At 64.8% G+C, this 20,435-nt stretch carries 22 protein-coding genes; 20 read left to right on the top strand and 2 right to left on the bottom strand.

The features are described from left to right. Positions 1-216: 216 nt before the first annotated feature. From HWX07_RS11770 to HWX07_RS11700, 15 genes are all read left to right on the top strand, one after another. Positions 217-780: an STY4534 family ICE replication protein gene (locus HWX07_RS11770; protein WP_003454879.1), complete on the top strand. Its 564-nt coding sequence runs from the start codon at positions 217-219 to the stop codon at positions 778-780. Between the two features lie 120 nt (positions 781-900). Continuing rightward, positions 901-1,530 (top strand): DUF3275 family protein, encoded by a 630-nt coding sequence (locus tag HWX07_RS11765; protein WP_175876374.1) that lies wholly within the window; start codon positions 901-903, stop codon positions 1,528-1,530. Positions 1,531-1,631: 101 nt separating this feature from the next. Further along, positions 1,632-2,024: a hypothetical protein gene (locus HWX07_RS11760; protein WP_003454873.1), complete on the top strand. Its 393-nt coding sequence runs from the start codon at positions 1,632-1,634 to the stop codon at positions 2,022-2,024. A gap of 7 nt (positions 2,025-2,031) precedes the next feature. Continuing rightward, the gene (locus HWX07_RS11755) at positions 2,032-2,301 is read left to right on the top strand and encodes a hypothetical protein (protein WP_054475729.1); all 270 of its coding nucleotides are present in this window, start codon (positions 2,032-2,034) and stop codon (positions 2,299-2,301) included. A 137-nt stretch (positions 2,302-2,438) separates the two neighbouring features. Then, positions 2,439-3,266 (top strand): DUF932 domain-containing protein, encoded by an 828-nt coding sequence (locus tag HWX07_RS11750; protein ID WP_004265548.1) that lies wholly within the window; start codon positions 2,439-2,441, stop codon positions 3,264-3,266. A gap of 500 nt (positions 3,267-3,766) precedes the next feature. Further along, complete coding sequence (locus HWX07_RS11745) at positions 3,767-4,423, top strand: hypothetical protein (RefSeq protein WP_004265557.1); 657 nt, start codon at positions 3,767-3,769, stop codon at positions 4,421-4,423. 67 nt (positions 4,424-4,490) lie between these two features. After that, on the top strand, positions 4,491-5,606 hold the full coding sequence (locus HWX07_RS11740; protein WP_004265560.1) for a DUF6094 domain-containing protein: 1,116 nt from the start codon (positions 4,491-4,493) through the stop codon (positions 5,604-5,606). Positions 5,607-5,738: 132 nt separating this feature from the next. Further along, entirely contained in the window at positions 5,739-8,021 is a 2,283-nt protein-coding gene (locus HWX07_RS11735) for a helicase-related protein (protein ID WP_016451645.1), read from the top strand. A gap of 159 nt (positions 8,022-8,180) precedes the next feature. After that, positions 8,181-8,792, top strand: a complete 612-nt coding sequence (locus tag HWX07_RS11730) for a PilL N-terminal domain-containing protein (protein ID WP_016451646.1) — start codon at positions 8,181-8,183, stop codon at positions 8,790-8,792. Then, positions 8,789-9,433, top strand: coding sequence for a hypothetical protein (locus HWX07_RS11725; RefSeq protein WP_004265569.1), 645 nt, complete (start codon positions 8,789-8,791; stop codon positions 9,431-9,433). The genes HWX07_RS11730 and HWX07_RS11725 overlap by 4 nt, the downstream gene beginning before the upstream one ends. A gap of 9 nt (positions 9,434-9,442) precedes the next feature. Continuing rightward, entirely contained in the window at positions 9,443-10,174 is a 732-nt protein-coding gene (locus tag HWX07_RS11720) for a TIGR03759 family integrating conjugative element protein (protein WP_004265574.1), read from the top strand. Continuing rightward, positions 10,159-10,743, top strand: coding sequence for a transglycosylase SLT domain-containing protein (locus HWX07_RS11715; protein WP_016451647.1), 585 nt, complete (start codon positions 10,159-10,161; stop codon positions 10,741-10,743). Before HWX07_RS11720 ends, HWX07_RS11715 begins: the two co-directional genes overlap by 16 nt. Continuing rightward, positions 10,740-11,294 carry an integrating conjugative element protein gene (locus HWX07_RS11710; RefSeq protein WP_004265578.1) on the top strand — a complete coding sequence of 185 codons (555 nt, stop codon included), beginning with the start codon at positions 10,740-10,742 and terminating at the stop codon, positions 11,292-11,294. The genes HWX07_RS11715 and HWX07_RS11710 overlap by 4 nt, the downstream gene beginning before the upstream one ends. Before the next feature lie 20 nt (positions 11,295-11,314). After that, positions 11,315-13,474 (top strand): type IV conjugative transfer system coupling protein TraD, encoded by a 2,160-nt coding sequence (gene traD / locus HWX07_RS11705; protein ID WP_004265579.1) that lies wholly within the window; start codon positions 11,315-11,317, stop codon positions 13,472-13,474. Next, the gene (locus HWX07_RS11700) at positions 13,471-14,220 is read left to right on the top strand and encodes a TIGR03747 family integrating conjugative element membrane protein (RefSeq protein ID WP_004265580.1); all 750 of its coding nucleotides are present in this window, start codon (positions 13,471-13,473) and stop codon (positions 14,218-14,220) included. The genes traD and HWX07_RS11700 overlap by 4 nt, the downstream gene beginning before the upstream one ends. Before the next feature lie 135 nt (positions 14,221-14,355). Here HWX07_RS11700 and HWX07_RS11695 read toward each other — a convergent pair whose 3' ends face one another. Both HWX07_RS11695 and HWX07_RS11690 read right to left on the bottom strand, forming a co-directional pair. Further along, positions 14,356-15,225 (bottom strand): ImmA/IrrE family metallo-endopeptidase, encoded by an 870-nt coding sequence (locus tag HWX07_RS11695; RefSeq protein WP_003454806.1) that lies wholly within the window; start codon positions 15,223-15,225, stop codon positions 14,356-14,358. A 2-nt stretch (positions 15,226-15,227) separates the two neighbouring features. Beyond that, complete coding sequence (locus HWX07_RS11690) at positions 15,228-15,614, bottom strand: helix-turn-helix transcriptional regulator (protein WP_003454804.1); 387 nt, start codon at positions 15,612-15,614, stop codon at positions 15,228-15,230. 276 nt (positions 15,615-15,890) lie between these two features. On the opposite strand from HWX07_RS11690, the gene HWX07_RS11685 reads away from it, so the two are divergent. From HWX07_RS11685 to HWX07_RS11665, 5 genes are read left to right on the top strand one after another with little or no spacing between them, the layout of a single operon-like run. Continuing rightward, positions 15,891-16,115, top strand: a complete 225-nt coding sequence (locus tag HWX07_RS11685) for a DUF2188 domain-containing protein (protein WP_003454802.1) — start codon at positions 15,891-15,893, stop codon at positions 16,113-16,115. A 5-nt stretch (positions 16,116-16,120) separates the two neighbouring features. Then, on the top strand, positions 16,121-17,122 hold the full coding sequence (locus tag HWX07_RS11680; protein WP_004265593.1) for a CBASS cGAMP-activated phospholipase: 1,002 nt from the start codon (positions 16,121-16,123) through the stop codon (positions 17,120-17,122). After that, entirely contained in the window at positions 17,116-18,258 is a 1,143-nt protein-coding gene (locus HWX07_RS11675; RefSeq protein ID WP_003454798.1) for a cyclic GMP-AMP synthase DncV-like nucleotidyltransferase, read from the top strand. The genes HWX07_RS11680 and HWX07_RS11675 overlap by 7 nt, the downstream gene beginning before the upstream one ends. Continuing rightward, complete coding sequence (locus HWX07_RS11670) at positions 18,255-19,883, top strand: ThiF family adenylyltransferase (protein ID WP_003454796.1); 1,629 nt, start codon at positions 18,255-18,257, stop codon at positions 19,881-19,883. Before HWX07_RS11675 ends, HWX07_RS11670 begins: the two co-directional genes overlap by 4 nt. Next, positions 19,871-20,347, top strand: coding sequence for a Mov34/MPN/PAD-1 family protein (locus HWX07_RS11665; RefSeq protein ID WP_003454794.1), 477 nt, complete (start codon positions 19,871-19,873; stop codon positions 20,345-20,347). The genes HWX07_RS11670 and HWX07_RS11665 overlap by 13 nt, the downstream gene beginning before the upstream one ends. The last annotated feature ends 88 nt before the right edge of the window (positions 20,348-20,435 follow it).

Raw genomic sequence — 20,435 nt, 5'->3', positions numbered from 1 at the left:
TCAGCAGCATGCCCAGGCAGTCTCGATCTTCAAGACTGCGACGCGGTTCCGACCGCGTTGATCAACCAGTTCGCTCCGGCATCCCAGCGCGAACAGCCATCGGTTCTCCCGATGGTGATGCCACCCAAGCTGTTCCTTCAACCCACGCGGGGGTTCCACACCTTCCCCGCCTTGGGTCGGGTGTGTCTCCGCCTCATTGTTCTCAGGAGATTCACCATGACCACTTCCACCGACAAGTCCTACTTCGACCTGCACATCACCGGACTCGGGTATCTCAATCGCATCCGCGAAGTGAAGCCCAAGAAAGGCGATGCGTTCCTGGCCTGCGACATCGCGGCGCTCAACGGCCCCAGCGATGACGTGGCCTACGTGCGTTTCGACACGCGCGTCTCGGGCTCCGAAGCGCAGCACCTCGTGCGCCGCTGCATCCAAGCGGTCGATGCCGAGAAGAAAGTGATGATCGGCTTCCGTCTGGGCGACCTGTGGGCCGACACCTTCACCTACTCCAAGGGCAAGCGTGCCGGCGAGCAGGGGGTGAGCTTCAAGGCCCGCCTGCTGTTCGTCAGTTGGATCAAGGTCGACGGCAAGCTCGTCTACAAGGCCGAGCCCAAGCCGACCGATGCCGACCAGCGCGACGAACGCGACGTGCGTAACACGGATGTCCCCGCGACGTTCGCTGAGCCGCAAGCCGCTGCGTTCGAGCCCGCCAGGCCCGCCGCCGAAGCTGCCGACGAAGCCACTGCCGATGCGCCTGCATTGGAAGTTGCCGAGTCGTTCTGATCCGCAAGGCCCCGACTCTGAATTGAGTCCGGGGCCTTGTCTTCTCCCACTCGCGTGCGCATGCGACCGTCGCCATGACGGCCGTGTGCGTGATCGCAGCTTCGTCCGCAGGAGTTCTTCATGATCACCATTCCCGGCCAATTGGCCATCAAGACCATCCACGGCCGTAACGGCGACTTCAACGTCGGGCGCCTTGCGACCTCCATCGGCGAGTTCGTCGTGAAGAACGCCGAACTCGACCAGTACGCCGAAGGCAAGTACGAGGGCGATTTCGCCATCGCGGAGATTCGCCCGTCCACGTACGCCGCCAACGGCCGCATGGTCATTGAGATCCGCGCCCTCCTGGGTGGGATGACTTTGTCCAACATCGACGCCCTGAGCCGTGACGACGCCCGCCGGCTGAGTCCGCAGGAAGTCGATCCGATCGACGAGGAAGCGCAGACCGCCACGCCGACGCCGACGACCGCCCCCAAGGCGGCCGGCCGGAAGAAGGCGCGCAGCTCGCGCGACCCGCTGGTCGATACCACGCCGTTCGGCAGCGAGCCGGCTGCTGCGTCTGCCGAGGCTACGGCCCATGCGGACGACGACGGCGACGCGGCGCTGTTCGGCACACTCTGGCCGCTGGGCGATGTCGTCAAGCTCGATGCCACCGTGGATCGGCGCGTGCTGCGTCAGCAGCGCGACCGCCTCGGCGACCTGGGCTACGAGTTCGCTCCGCTGTCCCAGGACTGGCACCTCACCAGGGTCTGATCCCATCGCCATTTCGCGCCGCATGCCTGCGGCTTTCCACCACCCGCCGGGGCTCCTTCCCCGGCGGGAGGACTCCGGCCCTTTCTCACAGGAGTCATTCCATGGGCTGGACATTCGTTCGATTGACGCGCGATCAGTTGATCCGCGAGCTGACCGCAACCGAGGAAACCGAGCGGTCGCGCAGTGAGGTCATCGACCACACGCTGGTCGGCAACGTGCTGTGGACGGTGGCGCGCGTCACCGCCAAGCAGGCCGGCGTCCTGGGTCTCGCACCCGGCGAGTCGGCCACCTTGATCGGCTGCCATCTGCTGGAAAGCGAGGGCCGCGAATGGGGCTACAAGTTCCTGGTCGAGGCCGAGCACCCGTACTACTACTCGTGCCCGCTGCGCTATCTCGACATGGCGCCGCAGCGCTGCGCCACCTGGCGCGCAAGGGTGCATGCCTTCCACCAGCAGCCGACGCGCAAAGCGGCCGGCGATGCAGCCACCGACTGAGGCGAACATGGACACCCTCATGTCGTCCTTGCGGCCCGAGCTGCTTCGCTTCGTCGAAGACCAGTTGGCCAACAACGAGGTTTCCGACGACGACGAACTGCGCGAGCACTTCATCGCCAACGGCCTGAGCGAAGAACAGGCGTGGCAGGCACTGACCTACCGCGCGCTGTACCTGCGACACGTCTTTCTCGACGGCTTCACGCCGATCCTCAAAGGCCAGGAAGCGCTTTGCTTCAACCCGCACAGCCGCGGCTGGGAGCCGGTTCCGAACCCATAGGCCGGCCTTCACGCGGCGCACTTCTTCATCCCTTTCATCAGGCCCTGTTCAGCAGGGCTTTTCTTCGTCCTACGCAATCGCACGCATCCGGCCTCGGCCGCTGGATGCCGATTGCTCCATTCCGCAAGGAGATCATCATGCAACTCGCATCTCGCTTCGCCCCTCGTTCCCCGGTGCTGCGCGCCGACCATCCGTTGTCGGACGATCAGATTCGCACCGTGGCCCCATCCATCTTCGCGGACACCCCGCACGAAAGCCGCTCCGAACGGTACAGTTACATCCCCACGGCGGCTGTGCTGACCGAACTGCGCAGAGAAGGTTTCCAGCCGTTCATGGTGTGCCAGACCCGCGTGCGACACGAGGATCGCCGCGACTACACCAAGCACATGCTGCGCCTTCGCCACGCCAGCCAGATCAACGGCGCCGAGGCGAACGAGATCATCCTGCTCAACTCGCACGACGGCACCAGCAGCTACCAGATGCTCGCGGGCATGTTCAGATTCGTCTGCCACAACGGCCTGGTGTGCGGCGACACCTTCGCCGACGTGCGCGTGCCCCACAAGGGCAACGTCACCGATCACGTGATCGAAGGCGCCTACGAGGTGCTGCACGGCTTCGAGCGCGTGCAGGACTCGCGCGACGCCATGCGCGTCATCACCCTCGACGACGGCGAGGCCGAAGTCTTCGCCAGGTCGGCGCTGACCTTGAAGTACGACGAGTCGGGCAAGGCCTTGCCCATCACGGAGACGCAGATCCTGCGGCCTCGTCGTTTCGACGACAACCGTGCCGATCTTTGGTCGGTCTTCAACCGGGTTCAGGAGAACCTGGTCAAGGGCGGCCTGACTGGCCGTGCCGCCAACGGGCGCCAGCAGCGCACGCGACCCGTTCAGGGCATCGACCAGAACGTCCGGCTCAACCGGGCGCTTTGGCTGCTCGCGGATGGCCTGCGTCAGCTCAAAGCCTGACCCACAAGCGGATCGTGCCTCGCGGCATGGTCCGCTTTTTCTTTGGCGGCGCTGTGCTGCCAGCGCACCACGTTCAGTTTGGTTCGGTGTAACCCTAATGCGGCAATTCGCTGCCGCCGCGAAAATTGCGGTTCGACTGCATACCTCCCTGGCTTTTCCTCCCTGAGCCAAGCAGTCATCTTTGCCGCCTCGGTGTTCCCGGGGCGGTTTTCTTTTATGGCCGTCCTTCCAGGCCGCGGGCGATGCGCCAGCGCAAACAGGGTTGGACGCTGGGTCGGTTTTCCGCTCCCGCTGTAGGCGCACCTTGGCGCAGGCTATGTCCCATGTCCGTCGGCGTTGCCGACAACATGCCCAGGTAGTCCAGACCTTCAAGGCTACGGTGCGTTGCGACGCACGGTCTGATTCTTCACCACGACGCTCACCGCGTCTTCTTCCATCCCCCTGGGGCAGTGACTGCCCTCGCGGTTGGTGCTGTCTCCGCTCACTTCGAGGACATCACCATGCCTGCACCTTCTTCCCCCAAGACGCTCTATCGCATCGACGAATGCCCCGACCTGATGGCCGATGGCGTCGTCGGTGACGAGAACGGCAACCTGGTCTTCATCTCCCTCTGGGCGCGCGACACCGCCGTCCAGGAATTCCTGGCCCGCCTCACCCTGGGCCGGGACGAACAGGGACTGGATCAGTTCCACGTCATCACCGAGCAGGGCGCCAGCATCCCGGTCTTCGTCGGCAACGTCGAGAACCTGGAGAAACGCAGCGCACGCGCCTACCGGCGCACGCTGTTCGGCTCGCTGACCAACATCTGGCTGTTCGATCGGCGCTGCGTCAAACCCGACAAGGCCAACGCCAGCGCACTGGCGCTCCTGCCTCGCGATTCCACGCACCGGCTCGACCGGCTGTGGACGCTGGTGCGGGACACGTGCCCGCTGCCGCTTCTCGATCCCTGGCGCGACAGCGTACTGGAACTGCTGCAGGCGAAGTCGATGCTGACGCGCCTGCCGTTCGCCCTCGGGCCTCTGGAAGGCCATCGGCTCGCCATCGACGTGCCGACGCTGACCGAGGTGCTGGGCGGCCTGATCCGCAGCGGCGCGCTCGTCGGCGGCGCACCCGCCAGCCGCACCCCCTCGGCGCAACCGCTCGAAGCGGTGGCTTGAGGTTCCTTCACCGGACATGCACGCGCGCATGTCCGCATCCCTTCATCTTCAATGCCAGGAGATTCCCATGGCCCTCATGTTCCCGCGGCTCGCCCGCAACTTCGTCAAGAACGGGTACTTCCCCACGGATGAACCCACGCTCGAAAGAGCACTCACCGCACTGGCGCCCGCCGAGGCCTCGGCCGGGCCGCTGTGCATCCTCGATCCCTGCGCCGGCGAAGGCGTGGCGATCGCCGAAGCCGCGCACGCCCTCGGGCGCGAGCAGGTCCAGGCCTTCGCCGTCGAGTACGAGGCCGAGCGCGCACGCCATGCCCGGCAACTGGTCGATCGCTGCATCCACGGCGACCTGATGGACACACTGATCAGCCGGCAGAGCTTCGGCCTGCTGTGGCTCAACCCGCCGTATGGCGACCTGTCCAAGGACACCAACGGCAACGTCGGCTACCAGGGCCAGGGCCGCGCTCGGCTGGAAAAGCTGTTCTATCAGAAGGCGCTGCCGCTGTTGCAGTACGGCGGCGTGCTGATCTACATCGTCCCGCACTACGTGCTCGACGCCGAGCTGGTCGGATGGCTGACCCGGCACTTCGCCGAGTTGCGCATCTACCGCGCGGTGGACACGCAGTTCAAGCAGGTCGTGATCTTCGGTCGCAAGGTTCGCCAGCGCGACCAGGCATCGGAGTCTGTCAAGGCCACGCGCGCGCTGCTGCTGCAGATAGGTCTTGGCGACGCCGAAGCGGAAGAGCTGCCAGTCGAATGGCCGTTCCTGCCCTACACGGTGCCTGCCACGGCCGAGCCGGAGCACTTCTACCGCGTGACGATGGAGCCCGAGCAGTTCGCCGAGGAAGTCGGCCGACTGCAAGGGCTCTGGCCGACGCTCGACACGCACCTGGGCGCCGCGCAGCAGTCGCTGCGGTCCCCGGCGCGAGGTTTATCGCATTGGCATCTCGCCTTGGCACTCGCCGCAGGTGCGATCTCCGGAGTGGTGAAGTCCAAGACGGGCCGCGTGCTCGTCGTCAAAGGCGACACCCACAAGGAGAAGACCTTGCACACGGAGTACACCGAGCGCGACGACGGTTCCGTGGCCGAGACGCGCATCCTGACCGACAAGTTCGTGCCGGTCATCCGTGCCTGGGACATGACACCAGGCTCGCCGACCTGCGGCGAGGTGTTGACCATCCGCTGATCGCTGTTCCCTGACGGTCGCCGTCGATCTGTTCTTCCACTGCGGCTTCGCGCCGTTCTTCTCTTCCCACCCCGGGGCATGCCATCGCCCCGCAGGGGGAGGTGCATGCCCCATCTTCTTTGGAGCATCACCATGTCCCTCGATACCGAAGTCGTTCCCGCCGCTGATGGCACGCCCGTCCAGAGCGACGTGCTCGAAGCGACTGCTTCTCCCCTGGCGATGAGCCTTCAGGATTTCGTTGCCGAATTCGGCGACGAGCTGCTGGACTCGCTCAACCGCGCCAACCCTCCCGTCTACACCGGCCAGGCCCGGCCGCATCGCCAGCTCGTGCTGGCCAGTCTCAAGCGCAAGCTGTTCGGCGCGCAGGCCGAGGTGGTGCATGCCGTTACCGAGCTGCTGGCCGACCGCGGCGAACGCGCCGCGATCGTCAATGGCGAGATGGGCTGCGGCAAGACCACGGTCGGCATCGCCACGGCGGCCGTGCTGCACGCCGAAGGCTATCGCCGCACGCTGATCCTCTCGCCGCCTCACCTGGTCTACAAATGGCGCCGGGAAATCCAGGAGACGGTGGCCGGCGCCAAGGTCTGGGTGCTCAATGGCCCGGACACGCTGGTCAAGCTCATCAAACTGCGCGAGCAATTGGGCGTGCCGGTACGCGGCCAGGAGTTCTACGTTCTCGGTCGCGTGCGGATGCGCATGGGTTTCCACTGGAAGCCCGTCTTCAACGTGCGGCGCACGCGGCACGGCGAAGTGGGCGCATGCCCGGACTGCGGCCAGGTCATCACCAATCTCGACGGCGAGCCGATCAACCCGGTCGAACTCGAAGCCGAGGACTACCGCCGCCGGTGCAGCCATTGCGCCGCACCGCTGTGGACGCTGATGCGACCGCGGAGCCTGTCCGCCAGCGACCAGTCCACGGCCGTCTTCAAAGCCTTGCAGCGCATCCCGACCATCGGAGAGGTCACGGCGCATAAGCTGATGAAGAAGTTCGGCGACGGCTTCCTGGCCTCAATGCTGGGCGACAACATCCACGAGTTCATCAACCTCATGGATGCCAACGGTGAGCTGGTGTTCTCGGATCGTCAGGCGCACCGCATGGAGCGGGCGATGGCGAACATGGAGTTCGGCTTCGGCGAGGGCGGGTATCAGCCCAGCGAATTCATCAAAAGGTACTTGCCGCAAGGCACGTTCGACCTGCTCATCGCCGACGAGGCGCATGAGTACAAGAACGGCGGTAGCGCCCAAGGCCAGGCCATGGGCGTGCTCGCAGCGAAGGCGCGCAAGGCCTTGCTGCTCACTGGCACGCTGATGGGCGGCTACGGCGACGACCTGTTCCACCTGCTGTTCCGAGCCCTGCCTGGGCGAATGATCGAAGACGGCTACCGCCCGACCAAGAGCGGCAGCATGACCTCGGCCGCGATGGCGTTCATGAGGGATCACGGCATCCTCAAGGACATCTATTCCGAGAGCACGGGCACGGCGCACAAGACGGCCAAGGGCAGCAAGGTCTCGGTGCGCACGGTCAAGGCGCCGGGCTTCGGCCCGAAGGGCGTGCTGCGTTGCGTCCTGCCGTTCACGGTATTCCTCAAGTTGAAGGACATCGGCGGCAACGTGCTGCCGTCCTACGACGAGGAGTTCCGCGAGGTGGCGATGGACACGGCGCAAGCCGCGGCTTATCGCGATCTGTCGTTTCGTCTGACCTCGGCGCTGAAACAGGCGCTGGCCAAGCGCGACACGACGCTGCTCGGTGTGGTCCTCAACGTGCTGCTGGCCTGGCCGGATTGCTGCTTCCGGTCGGAGACGGTGGTGCACCCGCGCACACGCCAGACCTTGGCCTTCGTTCCGGCTCAGTTCAACGAGCTGGAGGTGATGCCCAAGGAGCGCGAGCTGATCGAGATCTGCAAGCAGGAGAAGGCTGCGGGTCGCAAGACGCTGGTCTATTCGGTCTACACCGGCACGCGCGACACCACGTCGCGCTTGAAGGTGCTGCTGGAGCAGGAAGGCTTCAAGGTGGCGGTGCTGCGCGCAAGCGTGGATGCCTCCCGCCGCGAGGACTGGATCGCCGAGCAGTTGGACCGCGGCATCGACGTGCTGATCACGAACCCCGAGCTGGTGAAAACCGGCCTGGACCTGTTGGAGTTTCCGACGATCGTGTTCATGCAGTCGGGCTACAACGTCTACAGCCTGCAGCAGGCGGCCCGGCGCTCATGGCGCATCGGCCAGAAGCTGCCGGTTCGCGTGATCTACCTCGGCTACGCGGCTTCCTCGCAGATGACCTGCCTGGGGCTGATGGCGCGAAAGATCATGGTCTCGCAGAGCACGTCGGGAGACGTGCCCGAGTCGGGATTGGACGTGCTGAACCAGGACGGTGATTCCGTCGAGGTGGCACTGGCCCGGCAACTCGTCGCGGCCTGATCCACCCACCCACGCCGGCTGCCCTTCGGGGCGCCGGCTTCTTTTTTCCGTGCATCGATGGCGCGCGATGAAGTCGGGCGCCTGCCAGTTCCCTTTGTTTGCTGCCCGAACGCTTCGCGGCGGCGATGGTGAGGGCTCCGTGTTCCAGGGAATTGCCCCATGCAACCACTCACCTGCGTCGCTCACCGCTTGGCTGTGCCTGCCTTGCTGGCCGGCTGCGTGCTCATCACCGGCTGCGCCGCCACGGGCACGACGAGCCCTCCCACTGTCCATGACTCGCTCCCCGAGCCTGCGGTGTTGGTCAGAACCATCGCCCCGGAGCCCGAGCCGGGCCTGATCCCGGTGGCCCGCTACGGGCGCTACACGCTGGTCGAGATGGTGCCGGAACCGGCACAGCGCGACCTGCTGCGACAGGTGATCGAGATTTCGATTCCGCCGATCTTGGACGCGAGCGTCGGCGATGCCCTTCGGCACGTGCTGCTGCGCACCGGCTACCGGCTCTGCGACGCGACGGAGGCGACCGCGCTGTACGCGTTGCCGCTGCCGGCGGCGCACCTGCGGCTCGGGCCGCTGCCGCTGCGCGATGCCTTGCTGGCACTCGCCGGCCCGGCCTGGGAGTTGTCCGTCGATGACGCTTCGCGCGCGGTGTGCTTCACGCGCGTGACGACTGCGCGTGCGCCGAGCGCAAGCCCGATTCCCGCGGCTCCGGCACCGAGCGCGCCGGCCGCCGAACCCGCCGATTCCCACGTGCCCCAGGAGGCCCAGCCATGACCATCCCGCAGCTTCCCGACGAGAACGCCGGCCGCGCGCGCTGGTTGAAGATCACAGCGGCCGCATGGCTGCTGCTCGTGAGCATCCTGGCCGTGGTCAACAGCGTGGGCCTGTCGCGCCTGAGCGAGCAAAGCCAGGCCAGCGCCCAGGATGCCCACGTGCAGGCGCTCAACACGCGCGTCGCCGAACTCGAACAGCAGGCGGCGGCCTCGAAGAACCAGCCCAAGCCCGTCACCCAACCCGACTTCGAGGCCGCCCGCAAGTTGCTGGACGAACGCCTGGCACAGGTGGAGCACACCCAGGGCGCAGACGCCCATGCCGGCGACTTGCAGGCGCTGCAGGCGCGCATGGGCGACCTCGAAGCTCGCATGAAGCGAACCGCCGCGCCTGCCGCGGCACCCCGGCGCACCGCCGAGCCGGCCAAGCCCAAGGTGCCCGAACCGCCGTTCAACGTCGTGGGCGTGGAGCTGCGCGGCGGCGAGCGCTTCCTGTCGGTGGCGGCACCCAAGGCGTCGTCGGTGCTGGACGTGTGGCTGCTGCGCGAAGGCGATGCCGTGGGCGCGTGGCATCTGCTGGCGATCGAGGCGCGCGCCGCCGTGTTCCGCGTGGATGGACAGACCCAGCGCCTCGCGCTGCCGTAGGAGCCGGCCATGAAGCACGCCGCGATCTGCTTCGCCGCCATCCTCGCCGCTGTCGCAGGAACGGCAGGCACGGCCTCGGCACAGTCGGCGCCGGTCGCGTCCTCGCGCACGGTGCCCGCCCAGATTCAGAACAGCAGCGACGCCGCGCTGGACGAACGGCTGGCGCGCGATTGGGGCCTGCGCTCCGATGAGTGGGCGCGCTACCGCCAACTGATGCAGGGGCCGCTGGGCATCTATTCCCCGAACCTCGATCCGCTCACGGCGCTGGGCATCGAGGCGCGCAGCGACGAGGAACGCAACCGCTATGCGGAGCTGCAGGTGCAGGCGGAATCGAAGCGCGTGGGCAAGACGCTGGCCTACCAGCGGGCCTACGACGCGGCGTGGAAGCGGCTCTATCCGGGACAGCAGCGCGTGAACATGCCGGGTGCGAAGGCGCCGGGCGCCGGCAACCGGGGCTCGGGCCGGCTGGCGGTTTTCGTGAAGGCCGAGTGCCCGTCGTGCGAGCAGCGCGTGCGCCAGCTGCAGGTGGCCGGCACCGCCTTCGACCTCTACATGGTCGGCAGCCGCCAGGAGGACGCCCGCATCCGCCAGTGGGCGACGCAGGCCGGCATCGACGCCGGCCGCGTGCGCTCCCGCACCATCACGCTCAACCATGACGCCGGGCGCTGGCTGTCGCTCGGCCTGCCCGGCGATCTGCCCGCCGTGGTGCGCGAGGTCAACGGCCAATGGCAGCGGCAGTAACCCGCCGTGCAGGCTGCGCGGCCTTGGTCCTCGGCCTCAGCGCCCATGCCGCCATCGTCTTCGGCCAGGAGGTGCCACCACCCGCCTACCAGCTCGCCGCCCAGCAGGCGGGCGTGCCGTCGCCGGTGCTGTATGCGGTGGCGCTGCAGGAGAGCGGCGCCCGGCTGCGCGGCCGGCTGATCCCGTGGCCGTGGACGCTCAACGTCGCCGGCCGCGCCGAACGCTATGCCACGCGGGCCGAGGCCTGCGCCGGCATCCGCCGGGCGCTCGCCCGCACGCCGGTCAACCGCATCGACGCCGGCCTCGGCCAGGTCAACCTCGGCTACCACGCGCACCGCTACGCGCATCCCTGCGAGCTGCTCGACCCATACCGCAACCTCGCCATCGCCGCGGAAATCCTGCAGGAGCAGCACACGCCGGGCGAGGACTGGCTGGTCGCCATCGGCCGCTACCACCGCCCCGCGGGCGGGGCGCCCGCCGCCCGTTACCGCCGCAGCGTCCACCAGCACCTGACCCGCGTGCTCGGGCCGGGAGCCTCACTTCCCTCTGCCCGGAGTCCCATGCCATGAACCGCATCCTCGTCGCCGCGACTGCGGCGCTGCTGGCCACCACCGCAGACGCGCAGGACCGCGGCCCCGTTACCAAGAACAGTTCCCCGCCGCTGATCGTGGTCGAGGACAAAGGCGGCACCTCGGCGCTGCCGTACTACCGGGCCTTGAATCCGCAGGATGCGCAGCCCGGTCAGCCAGCCACGCCGCAAACCAAGCCGCGCATTGGCGGCCCGGCCGAAGCCGAGGCGGCCATGCTGCCGGTGCGCTCGATGCGGCTGACACCCGGCGACGAGCCGCGCCGCGTGATCCGCGCGCCGGGCCTGACGCCGCTGTTCCTGATCGGCGACGACGACCGCTCACGAGCCTGGCTCCAACGACGGGGCAAGGACTTGCAGGCGCTACGCGCCGTGGGCTTGGTGGTCAACGTGGCGACGCCCGAAGCCCTGGCCGCGCTGCGTCGCCTCGCACCGGGCTTGATGCTGTCGCCGGCCTCGGGCGACGAGCTGGCGCAGCGCTTGGGGCTCAAGCACTACCCGGTGCTGATCACCGCCACCGGCATCGAGCCCTGACGTGACGTGAAGCACCCGCCATGCCCCAGTCCCAAGCCGTCGAAGTCTTGCTGCGGCCAGCGGTGGAGCTATACACCGTCGCGGTCTGTGCGGGCGCCGCGTTTCTGTGCCTGGTGGCCCCGTGGTCGCTCGCGCTGAGTCCCTTGCTGGGCCTGGGCAGCGCGCTCGCTTTCCTCACCTTCGGCGCGCTGCGCTTTCGCGACGCCTGGGCCATCCTGCGCTACCGGCGCAACATCCGGCGCCTGCCGCGCTACGTGATGACCAGCCGCGACGTGCCGGTCAGCCAGCAGCGGCTGTTCGTCGGCCGGGGCTTCCACTGGGACCAGCGTCACACGCACCGACTGATGCAGACGTATCGGTCGGAGTTCCGTCGCTACGTGGAGCCGACGGCAATCTATCGGATGGCACGGCGCATGGAAGAGCGCCTGGAGTTCGCGCCGTACCCGTTGTCCAAGATGGCGAAGGCCCTGGCCTGGGACAGCCCGCTGAACCCGGCGCGGCCGCTGCCGCCGGTGGGCGGCCTGCCGCGGCTGCACGGCATCGAGCCGCACGAGGTCGACGTCACCCTGCCGTTGGCCGAGCGCGTCGGCCACAGCTTGGTGTTAGGCACCACGCGCGTCGGCAAGACCCGCCTGGCCGAGCTGTTCATCACGCAGGACATCCGGCGCAAGGTCAATGGACAGCACGAGGTCGTGATCGTCTTCGATCCCAAGGGCGATGCGGATCTGTTGAAGCGCATGTACGTGGAGGCCAAGCGCGCCGGACGCGAAGGCGAGTTCTACGTTTTCCACCTGGGCTGGCCGGACATCAGCGCCCGCTACAACGCGGTGGGCCGCTTCGGACGCATCTCGGAAGTTGCCACGCGCATCGCCGGCCAGCTTTCCGGTGAAGGCAACAGCGCGGCGTTCCGCGAGTTCGCCTGGCGCTTCGTCAACATCATCGCGCGGGCGTTGGTCGAGCTGGGGCAGCGGCCCGACTACCTGCTGATCCAGCGCCATGTCATCAACATCGATGCGCTGTTCATCGAGTACGCCCAGCACTACTTCGCCCGGAACGAGCCCAAGGCCTGGGAGGTCATCGTCCAGCTCGAAGCCAAGCTGAACGACAAGAACATCCCGCGCAACATGATCGGCCGCGAGAAGCGCGTCGTCGCGCTGGAGCAGTACCTGTCGCAGGTGCGCATCTACGACCCTGTGCTCGACGGCCTGCGCAGCGCGGTGCGCTACGACAGGACGTACTTCGACAAGATCGTCGCATCGCTCCTACCGCTGCTGGAGAAGCTGACCACCGGCAAGATCGCGCAGTTGCTGGCGCCGAACTATTCGGACCTCGCCGACCCACGCCCGATCTTCGACTGGATGCAGATCATCAGGAAGCGGGCCGTGGTCTATGTCGGCCTCGATGCACTGTCGGACGCGGAAGTCGCGGCGGCGGTCGGCAATTCGATGTTCTCCGACCTCGTATCCGTCGCGGGTCACATCTACAAGTTCGGCATCGACGACGGCCTGCCGGGTGCCGCGACGGGCATCAAGGTGCCCATCAACGTCCATGCCGACGAGTTCAACGAACTCATGGGCGACGAGTTCATACCCATGGTCAACAAGGGCGGCGGCGCGGGCGTCCAGGTCACGGCCTACACGCAGACCCTCTCGGACATCGAGGCACGCATCGGCAACCGCGCGAAGGCGGGCCAGGTGGTGGGCAACTTCAACAACCTGTTCATGCTGCGCGTGCGCGAGACCGCCACGGCCGAACTGCTGACGCGGCAACTGCCCAAGGTCGAGGTCTACACGACGACGGTGATGAGCGGCGCCACCGACAGCTCGGACCCGACCGGCAACACCGCCTTCACCTCCAACACGCAGGACCGCATCAGCAGCAACAGCGTGCCGCTGATTGAACCGGCGCACGTGGTCGGGCTGCCCAAGGGCCAGTGCTTTGCACTGATCGAGGGCGGGCACCTCTGGAAGGTGCGCATGCCCTTGCCGGCGCCCGACCCCGACGAGGCCATGCCCAAGGATTTGCAGGAGCTGGCCGGCTACATGCGCCAGCACTACGTTGAGGCCGGCGATTGGTGGGACAACAATGGGCTTCCCGGACTGCAGGACCAAGCACTGCCCGACGACTTGCTCGCCGACTTCAAGCAGATGGCCAGCGCGGATGAAGGGGCCACGGCATGAGCGACCCCGCCGTCGCCGTCCAGCGCCAGCAGGTTCGCCAGCAGGGCCTGATCGCAGGCCTCATCACGCTGCCGTTCCGGCTGTTCGGGGTGTTGGCCGGTTCGCTGGTGCTGTGCATCGCGATCGAGTGCATCGGCATGCACTTCTTCTGGCCCGAGCAGGGCTGGCGCCATGCGCAGGGCATGCTGAACTACGAGCTGTCGCAGGTCTCGGAGCATTTCACGCAAAGCGTGCTGGTGCAGGAGCCGGGGCGCAGCGCCCTCCAGCTCGTCGAGTGGGCCTACCAAGGACTGTTCGTGAAAACGGGCCTGCTGGACTGGATACGCGACGCGGCGGCGCAATCGCGTGCCGGCGCGCGCAGCCAGGCGCAGGACTTCCGCTACTACATCGGTCAGCTCTACGTGCATGTCGAGAGCTACCTGATCGCCTCGGCGTACACAGTGCTGGTGTTCCTCGTGCGGCTGCTGGTGCTGGTCCTGACCTTGCCGCTGTTCCTGATGGCGGCCTTCACCGGCCTGGTGGACGGGCTCGTGCGCCGCGACGTGCGTGGCTTCGGCGCCGGCCGCGAATCGGGCTTCGTCTACCACCGGGCGAGAGCCAGCCTGATGCCGCTGGCGGTGCTGCCCTGGGTCACTTACCTCGCGCTGCCGGTCAGCGTGCATCCGCTGCTGATCCTGCTGCCCAGCGCGGCGCTGCTCGGCGTCGCGGTGTGCATCGCGTCGGCGACGTTCAAGAAGTATCTGTGAAAGCGGTTCAAGATAATCTCCGTCTCACTCTTCATGGCGACTCATCGACACCAAACATCCTTTGACCTTTGACACTGCATCCACCCTACATCTTCGAGGCCATGTGGCCACTCAGACACACGAACGCAAATGGCCTCAGCGGCGCCTGCTGCGTCCCGGCCACGGTAGCTGCCCAGTGAGTTCAGCCAAGCCACCGTCGTCCTCGACGCGTACACCGAAGCGGTTCACTTCGACCTCAGGTAAATCGTCGCTGTCGAACCAGAGCAGCGAGGTCGTGGTGTCAGTACGTGCGTAGTGCCTGGAGAGTTCCCAGAGATCGAGGCCCTTTTCCCAGTTGTCGAACCAGATGTCTTGTGCAACCTCATCTGTGTCGGCAGCACTGCTGCCTGAAGAACGGAGACGGTGAGCCACAGAGCCGACAGGAATGGCAGACCTGGGAGATATCCAAGCCCCAGCCTGTCGCAAACTGGTGGAGCGTGCCGCGTAGCGCACTGCACCGCGCTCCATGGTGACGAAGGCGCAAGGGATGTCGCTGAGGGAGGCGAACCGCGACGCAGCGGCGGGAAATGATGTGCTGAAAAGCGCCGCCATGCCCTGGATCAGCTCCAGCGAAGGTTCTTCCTTGGGCACAAGCGATAGCCATTGCTGATACGGCATCAGCAACTCGGCGGCGAAAGTGTCGCATGCGATTTCGTTCGGATGCCGCTTCGCATAGGACCAGGACGGCACCTCTTCGTGGCTCGATTCCAGCGCAAGGACGATATGCGCAATTTCGTGGCAGATGGTGAAGCGTTGGCGTTCTTCTGTCTCCAGCGAATTCACCGTGATCACGTGCTTGCCATTCGGCTTGGTGATCGTGTAGCCGGACTCCCCCTCACTAAGCTCCTCTTTCTTGACTTTGGCGTTGGCCGCGACCACATAGGGCGTCAGGTCTTCTCGGATGCCGGACACATCAACCTTCGCAACAAAGGCCCGTGCTTTCTGTGTGACATCCGCTTCATCCATATTCAGTCATCCTCGTCCTCGAATGCTCGCTGTATCCGGGCGATCAGTGTCGCGGGATCGGGCCTTGTATTTCCACGATGCCTCACGCCTGCTGCAGCCGAAAAGATGTCGATGCTGATGGAAGGATCGTTCAGCACGAATTCAACAAGGCGGGGATCGGCCTCCGCATGGTCGACAAGCCACATCACCAGCGCAGCATCTCTTTCACCTGGTTTGAGAACCTTCAGCAGCTTCTCGACTAAGTCCACTGACGGATTTGTCTTTTCGCCGGACTCCAGCCGGTGGACATAGGCATGGTCCACCGAAGACAGTTGACCGATTTCGCGCAATGAGAGGGTTCTGCGCTCGCGTAGCGTCTTGAGGGCGACGCCCAGGCCTGTTTGTGACATCCGTTCCGTTCCTTGTGGCTGCGGCGGACAACGGTGTGTGTCCGGTCCGAAGCAGTTGCGTTCTGCGGCACCAAGCCCACCATTTGCAGCTTGGCACCAAGTCTGATACATTGTTGTCCAGCCAGACAACAGAAGTGAGTTCTACGACTGCAGCAAGTTGATTTGGCTTGACTCGCCCGTTGTCTGCAAGAGCAACGAATTTTGCTTCAACCGGTGGTCATTGGCAACCCGGCCGGCTGGCCGGGGTCTCGATGGTTCAACTTTAGGAAATTCGCCATGACAGGCAAAAATCAGCATGTAGTTCCTCACCAGGACGGTTGGGCCGTCAAGGGTGCCGGCAATCAACGGGCAACCTCCGTGCACGATACGCAGCAGCAGGCCATTGACGCGGCGCGGGACATCGCACGCAACCAGCAGTCCGAACTGGTCATCCACCGTCCGGACGGTCGCATCCGTGACAAGGACAGCCACGGTAACGACTCCTTCCCGCCGAAGGGCTGAGTGCCATGATGGGCGTGCCCACCTACCATGTGCTCGCCCTGTCTGGGGGCGGCTATCGCGGCTTGTACACAGCGACGGTTCTTGCCGAGCTTGAAGCCGTGCTAGGCCGCCCCATCGCTTCGCACTTCGACCTGATCTGCGGCACCTCTGCAGGCGGGATGCTGGCCTTGGGGCTGGCCGCGGAAATCCCCGCCATTGAACTCAAAGCCTTGTTCGAACGACAGGGCTCCCGCATCTTTGGTTGCCGAAGTCTCGCTCGGCGCCTTCTGGGCTTCTGGTTGACCGCCAAGCACGACTCCGCAGGGTTGCGGGGCGTGCTGACCGAGCGCTTTCAAGACGCCACGATCGGCAACTTGAAGCACCGCGTTCTCGTGCCAGCCGTCAACTACTCGACGGGGCGCGGCCAGTTCTTCAAAACGCCTCACCATCCCTCATTTGAGATGGACCACCGCATGAGGATCGTGGATGTGGCGTTGGCGACCGCCGCTGCGCCCGTTTACTTTCCGCTAGCGCGCAACGATCGTGGCGTCTTTGCGGATGGAGGACTGGTCGGCAATGCGCCAGGACTGTTCGGGCTGCACGAGGTCAATACGTTCCTCGCGCCGAAACAGAATGCACTGGTCCGGGTGCTGTCCATCGGCACGATGACGATCGGTGCAACCGTCCGTGGCGGCGCCAGCCTCGACCGCGGATTCGGCAAGTGGCGCGGAGGGCTGTTCGATCTGGTGATCTCTGCCCAGGAGTCGTCGGTGGACTACATGCTGCGCCAGTCGTTGGGTAGCAACTACTTCCAGATCGACGACAAGGCCACGCCCGATCAAAGCAAGGACGTAAAGTCGCTGGACCGGGTTTCCATCGGCGCCACGAATACGCTGAAGGACCGCGGCAATCATGCAGCGCAGCGCGCGCTTGGCGACCCTCTTTTCCAACCGTTTCGAGCGCACCAGGCCGGCGCACCCACCTTCTATCACGGCCCCAACAAGAATGTGCCGGAGGCCGAATGCTGAACCTGAGCCCGCTTTTCTTTACCACCGTCGATGACGAATCCTGCATGCATGACGAGCTGGATCTGTCGCCCGAGCAACGAGCCTGGATCGCCAGCGCCCGAAATGATGTCAGGAACTGCCTTCGCACCGGAATTCCGCGCGTGCTGCGCGAACGCGGGTACACGGACGACGTGCCGCAGCCACGCTTCTTCACGCAAGGATCGTGGGCGTACAAGACCTTGAACGGCCCGGCACAACGGCCCCAGCAGGCGGATGTCGATGATGGTTGCTATCTGCCGTTGAGTTTTGTCTCGCAGACGAAGCGTCCCAGCAGGGCCACAACGGTGTTCTTTGCAGCTGCTGAAGAAGCCTTGAGGCTGTTGGTCGAGGAGAAGCACTGGAAGCTTGTCACCGACAAGCCGACATGCATCCGGATTGTCATTGCGGCCTATGCCCACATCGACATTCCGTTGTACGCCATCCCCGACGAAGAATTCGTCACGCTCGCGAAAGCCTCGATGGAGCGATACGGCTATGACTCGCTGACGGAGGCGGTGAACATGGCAGAGCGGGATGCCTGGACGGCATTGCCCGCTGATAAAGTGCTCCTGGCTCACCGCGAGTGCAACTGGATGCCCTCCGACCCCAGGCCTGTGAAGGAATGGTTTTTGGGCGAGGTGGAGGCCAAGGGCGAACAGTTCCGCCGCGTGATTCGCTACTTGAAGGCGTTTCGCGATTGGCGGTGGTCGAGCGGTGGACCGGCTTCGATTCTGTTGATGGCCGCTGCGGCTCCGCTATTCGAGAAGCGGGATCGGCGCGACGACCTGGCGTTGCTGGATGTCGTCGCGGCATTGCCGGCCCGGCTGCGCGCGGGGGTGAACAACCCCGTTGATGAGTCGGAGTCGCTTACTGCACGCCTTGGTAAAGAGGGCGTCGAAGAGGCTGCGAAAGCGTTCGAAGCATTCGAAAAAGTGCTGCGCGGAGCCACCAACGCCGGCAGCCCTTCACAGGCCTGCGTCTGGATGCAAGGCGAATTCGGTCCGCGTTTTCCGAACGAGCCGGACCGGGTCAAGGTGGTATCCGTTGTCGCCACCATTGCCGCAGCGCCGGCTACGGCTGGTCCGAGCGAATTGGTCGGGCGCACGAAGGCCGGATGAGCAGCGTCGCCGTGGTCTCCGATGTGGTCGAAGCCTTCAGGCTGCAAGGCTTCGAGTTTGTCGGCAAGACGGACGACGGCTGGTTCAAGCTGAGGGGGCCGTTGATCCCGTGCGGCGCGGACGATGGCATTCCATGTGAGGTTCAGCTCGACCCTACCTTCTTCGACCTGCCTCGCATTCGGCTGCTCGAAATTCCGCCTGAACTGCCCAATGCAGTTCCTCATCTTGGCGCGGAGGGCGGCCTTTGCTATCTGGCCAAGGGAACTGTCGTGCTGGACATCTACGATCCTGTAGGGCAGTCCTTGGCGTGCCTGCAACGGGCGGCAGCGGTGCTCGGGCAGATCTTGAAGGGCGAGATGATCGAAGATCTCGCCGAAGAGTTCTTTGCCTACTGGAACGGCTGGCTTTGTTTTGTGGACATGCAAGGCGAAGATCTGGGGCGACAAAACTGTATCGTTGCGCAAGCCAATGGGAATCCACTCTGGTTCATCACCGACAACGAAGATCGAACAACAAGAAAGTTGCATTCACTCGGCTACCAGGTCACTGATAAAACGGTGCTGACATACCGGGTCAAGACCACCGCGCAACCCCGCCCACTAACCAGCCACTGGCCCCCCGAAACGGTGGGGGACGTCTTGGCTTGGCAAAGCACCCTGGACCCACGGTGTCGGCGCAAGATTCACGAACGAATCAAGGAAGGGCAAAGCAAAAAAGCAAATGGCGTCCTGATCATCATCGAATCGCCACTGATGACCTACGGCTTTGCCGTGCTCTTTGACCACCAAGTGAGTCAAAAGACCAAGCTTGCTGATCGCAGGGATTCGAGTTTTGGGCTGAAGGTAATGCCCGTCTCAGTGATCAGGATCGATGACCGGTATCTGGCCCAGCGCAACATCCCCAAGTCGAAAACGTTGGCGGGGAAACGAATCGCACTTGTGGGTTGCGGCACGATCGGCGGATACCTCTCGGACATGCTGGTCAAGGCCGGGGCAGGATCATGCGGAGGGAAACTCACGCTGGTGGATTTTGATGGCCTCCTTCCACAGAACATCGGACGGCATCGGCTCGGCTTCCCGGACCTGTTGTCGAACAAGGCTGAGGCGATGGCGAAGGAACTCAAGCGCTTGTCGCCAGGCGTCGAGGTTCATGCGCTCCCCGTGGACGTGAGACAGGCCCAACTGGGAAAGCTGGACCTACTCATCGATGCCACCGGCGAAGAATCCCTCGGGCATTGGCTGTGCGGCCGCTACAGGGCTCCCACGCCCATGCTTTCTGTTTGGATCGAAGGGCCGGGAACGGCTGTGCGTGCGCTCCTGAGAACGAACGCATCGGGTGCGTGCTACCGATGCCTATGGCAGAGCCACAGAAGAGGCGAACTTCGCTCGACCATTGATGCTCTGCCTAACATCTTGGCAGGCCACGGGTGCGAGGGCTTGTATGTGCCATTTCCGGCTTCGGTGTCGGTGCAGGCAGCCAGCTTGGGTGCTGAGATGGCCCTTGATTGGGTCAAGGGCGTCCACTCTCCTGCATTGCGGACCCGGCTGATCGACCAGACCCATCATCTGGCCACGCCTGACTGCGATCCTCTGCGAGATCATGATTGCCCTCTATGCAATTCCTAGGGTCCTGGGCAACTGGCGACAAGAGCAGGTTGCTGCATTTTTCGACCCAGACGCTGGAGACATTCAGTCAGCATATCCAGGCTAGTGATGCCGACTGCGAAGCGGGCGGACTCTTGCTTGGTTCTGTACATGGAGCCCATTTGCTCATTGAGCAGGCGACGGTTCCTACCGCGTGGGACAAGCGGTTTCGCTATCTGTTCGAGCGGATGCCGTTTGGTCATGAGGCTATTGCGTTGTCGCGATGGACGGCGAGTCAGGGAACTGTCCGCTATTTAGGCGAATGGCATACCCACCCGGAAGACCATCCCCAGCCTTCTAGCCTTGACAGATCTGAATGGACTTTGTTGGCAGCGCAGCGTCGGGACAAGCGGCCAGTGCTCGCTGTCATCATCGGGCGTAGATCTCTGTATGCAGAGTTGGTGCCGAGATCAGGCGAAGGGTCGATATTCTTCCCCGTGGAGTAGAGCACTAGCGCAACAACCATCATCGTCTTGACTTGCACCTCCACTCAGACGGTAGTGCATTAAAGACGACGTCATCGGGGAAATTCCT

The sequence above is a fragment of the Burkholderia sp. BCC0097 genome (assembly GCF_902832985.1).
In the GTDB taxonomy this organism is placed as follows: Bacteria; Pseudomonadota; Gammaproteobacteria; order Burkholderiales; family Burkholderiaceae; genus Burkholderia; species Burkholderia orbicola.
Note: the sequence above shows the minus strand (reverse complement) of the source record. Positions and strands in the feature narration are given on the sequence as shown.

Excerpts from the sequence above, each read along its gene's own strand:
- HWX07_RS11770 (WP_003454879.1), top strand. The coding sequence starts at position 217 with ATGACCACTTCCACCGACAAGTCCTACTTCGACCTGCACATCACCGGA.
- HWX07_RS11765 (WP_175876374.1), top strand. The coding sequence starts at position 901 with ATGATCACCATTCCCGGCCAATTGGCCATCAAGACCATCCACGGCCGT.
- HWX07_RS11760 (WP_003454873.1), top strand. The coding sequence starts at position 1,632 with ATGGGCTGGACATTCGTTCGATTGACGCGCGATCAGTTGATCCGCGAG.
- HWX07_RS11755 (WP_054475729.1), top strand. The coding sequence starts at position 2,032 with ATGGACACCCTCATGTCGTCCTTGCGGCCCGAGCTGCTTCGCTTCGTC.
- HWX07_RS11750 (WP_004265548.1), top strand. The coding sequence starts at position 2,439 with ATGCAACTCGCATCTCGCTTCGCCCCTCGTTCCCCGGTGCTGCGCGCC.
- HWX07_RS11745 (WP_004265557.1), top strand. The coding sequence starts at position 3,767 with ATGCCTGCACCTTCTTCCCCCAAGACGCTCTATCGCATCGACGAATGC.
- HWX07_RS11740 (WP_004265560.1), top strand. The coding sequence starts at position 4,491 with ATGGCCCTCATGTTCCCGCGGCTCGCCCGCAACTTCGTCAAGAACGGG.
- HWX07_RS11735 (WP_016451645.1), top strand. The coding sequence starts at position 5,739 with ATGTCCCTCGATACCGAAGTCGTTCCCGCCGCTGATGGCACGCCCGTC.
- HWX07_RS11730 (WP_016451646.1), top strand. The coding sequence starts at position 8,181 with ATGCAACCACTCACCTGCGTCGCTCACCGCTTGGCTGTGCCTGCCTTG.
- HWX07_RS11725 (WP_004265569.1), top strand. The coding sequence starts at position 8,789 with ATGACCATCCCGCAGCTTCCCGACGAGAACGCCGGCCGCGCGCGCTGG.
- HWX07_RS11720 (WP_004265574.1), top strand. The coding sequence starts at position 9,443 with ATGAAGCACGCCGCGATCTGCTTCGCCGCCATCCTCGCCGCTGTCGCA.
- HWX07_RS11715 (WP_016451647.1), top strand. The coding sequence starts at position 10,159 with ATGGCAGCGGCAGTAACCCGCCGTGCAGGCTGCGCGGCCTTGGTCCTC.
- HWX07_RS11710 (WP_004265578.1), top strand. The coding sequence starts at position 10,740 with ATGAACCGCATCCTCGTCGCCGCGACTGCGGCGCTGCTGGCCACCACC.
- traD (WP_004265579.1), top strand. The coding sequence starts at position 11,315 with ATGCCCCAGTCCCAAGCCGTCGAAGTCTTGCTGCGGCCAGCGGTGGAG.
- HWX07_RS11700 (WP_004265580.1), top strand. The coding sequence starts at position 13,471 with ATGAGCGACCCCGCCGTCGCCGTCCAGCGCCAGCAGGTTCGCCAGCAG.
- HWX07_RS11695 (WP_003454806.1), bottom strand. The coding sequence starts at position 15,225 with ATGGATGAAGCGGATGTCACACAGAAAGCACGGGCCTTTGTTGCGAAG.
- HWX07_RS11690 (WP_003454804.1), bottom strand. The coding sequence starts at position 15,614 with ATGTCACAAACAGGCCTGGGCGTCGCCCTCAAGACGCTACGCGAGCGC.
- HWX07_RS11685 (WP_003454802.1), top strand. The coding sequence starts at position 15,891 with ATGACAGGCAAAAATCAGCATGTAGTTCCTCACCAGGACGGTTGGGCC.
- HWX07_RS11680 (WP_004265593.1), top strand. The coding sequence starts at position 16,121 with ATGATGGGCGTGCCCACCTACCATGTGCTCGCCCTGTCTGGGGGCGGC.
- HWX07_RS11675 (WP_003454798.1), top strand. The coding sequence starts at position 17,116 with ATGCTGAACCTGAGCCCGCTTTTCTTTACCACCGTCGATGACGAATCC.
- HWX07_RS11670 (WP_003454796.1), top strand. The coding sequence starts at position 18,255 with ATGAGCAGCGTCGCCGTGGTCTCCGATGTGGTCGAAGCCTTCAGGCTG.
- HWX07_RS11665 (WP_003454794.1), top strand. The coding sequence starts at position 19,871 with ATGCAATTCCTAGGGTCCTGGGCAACTGGCGACAAGAGCAGGTTGCTG.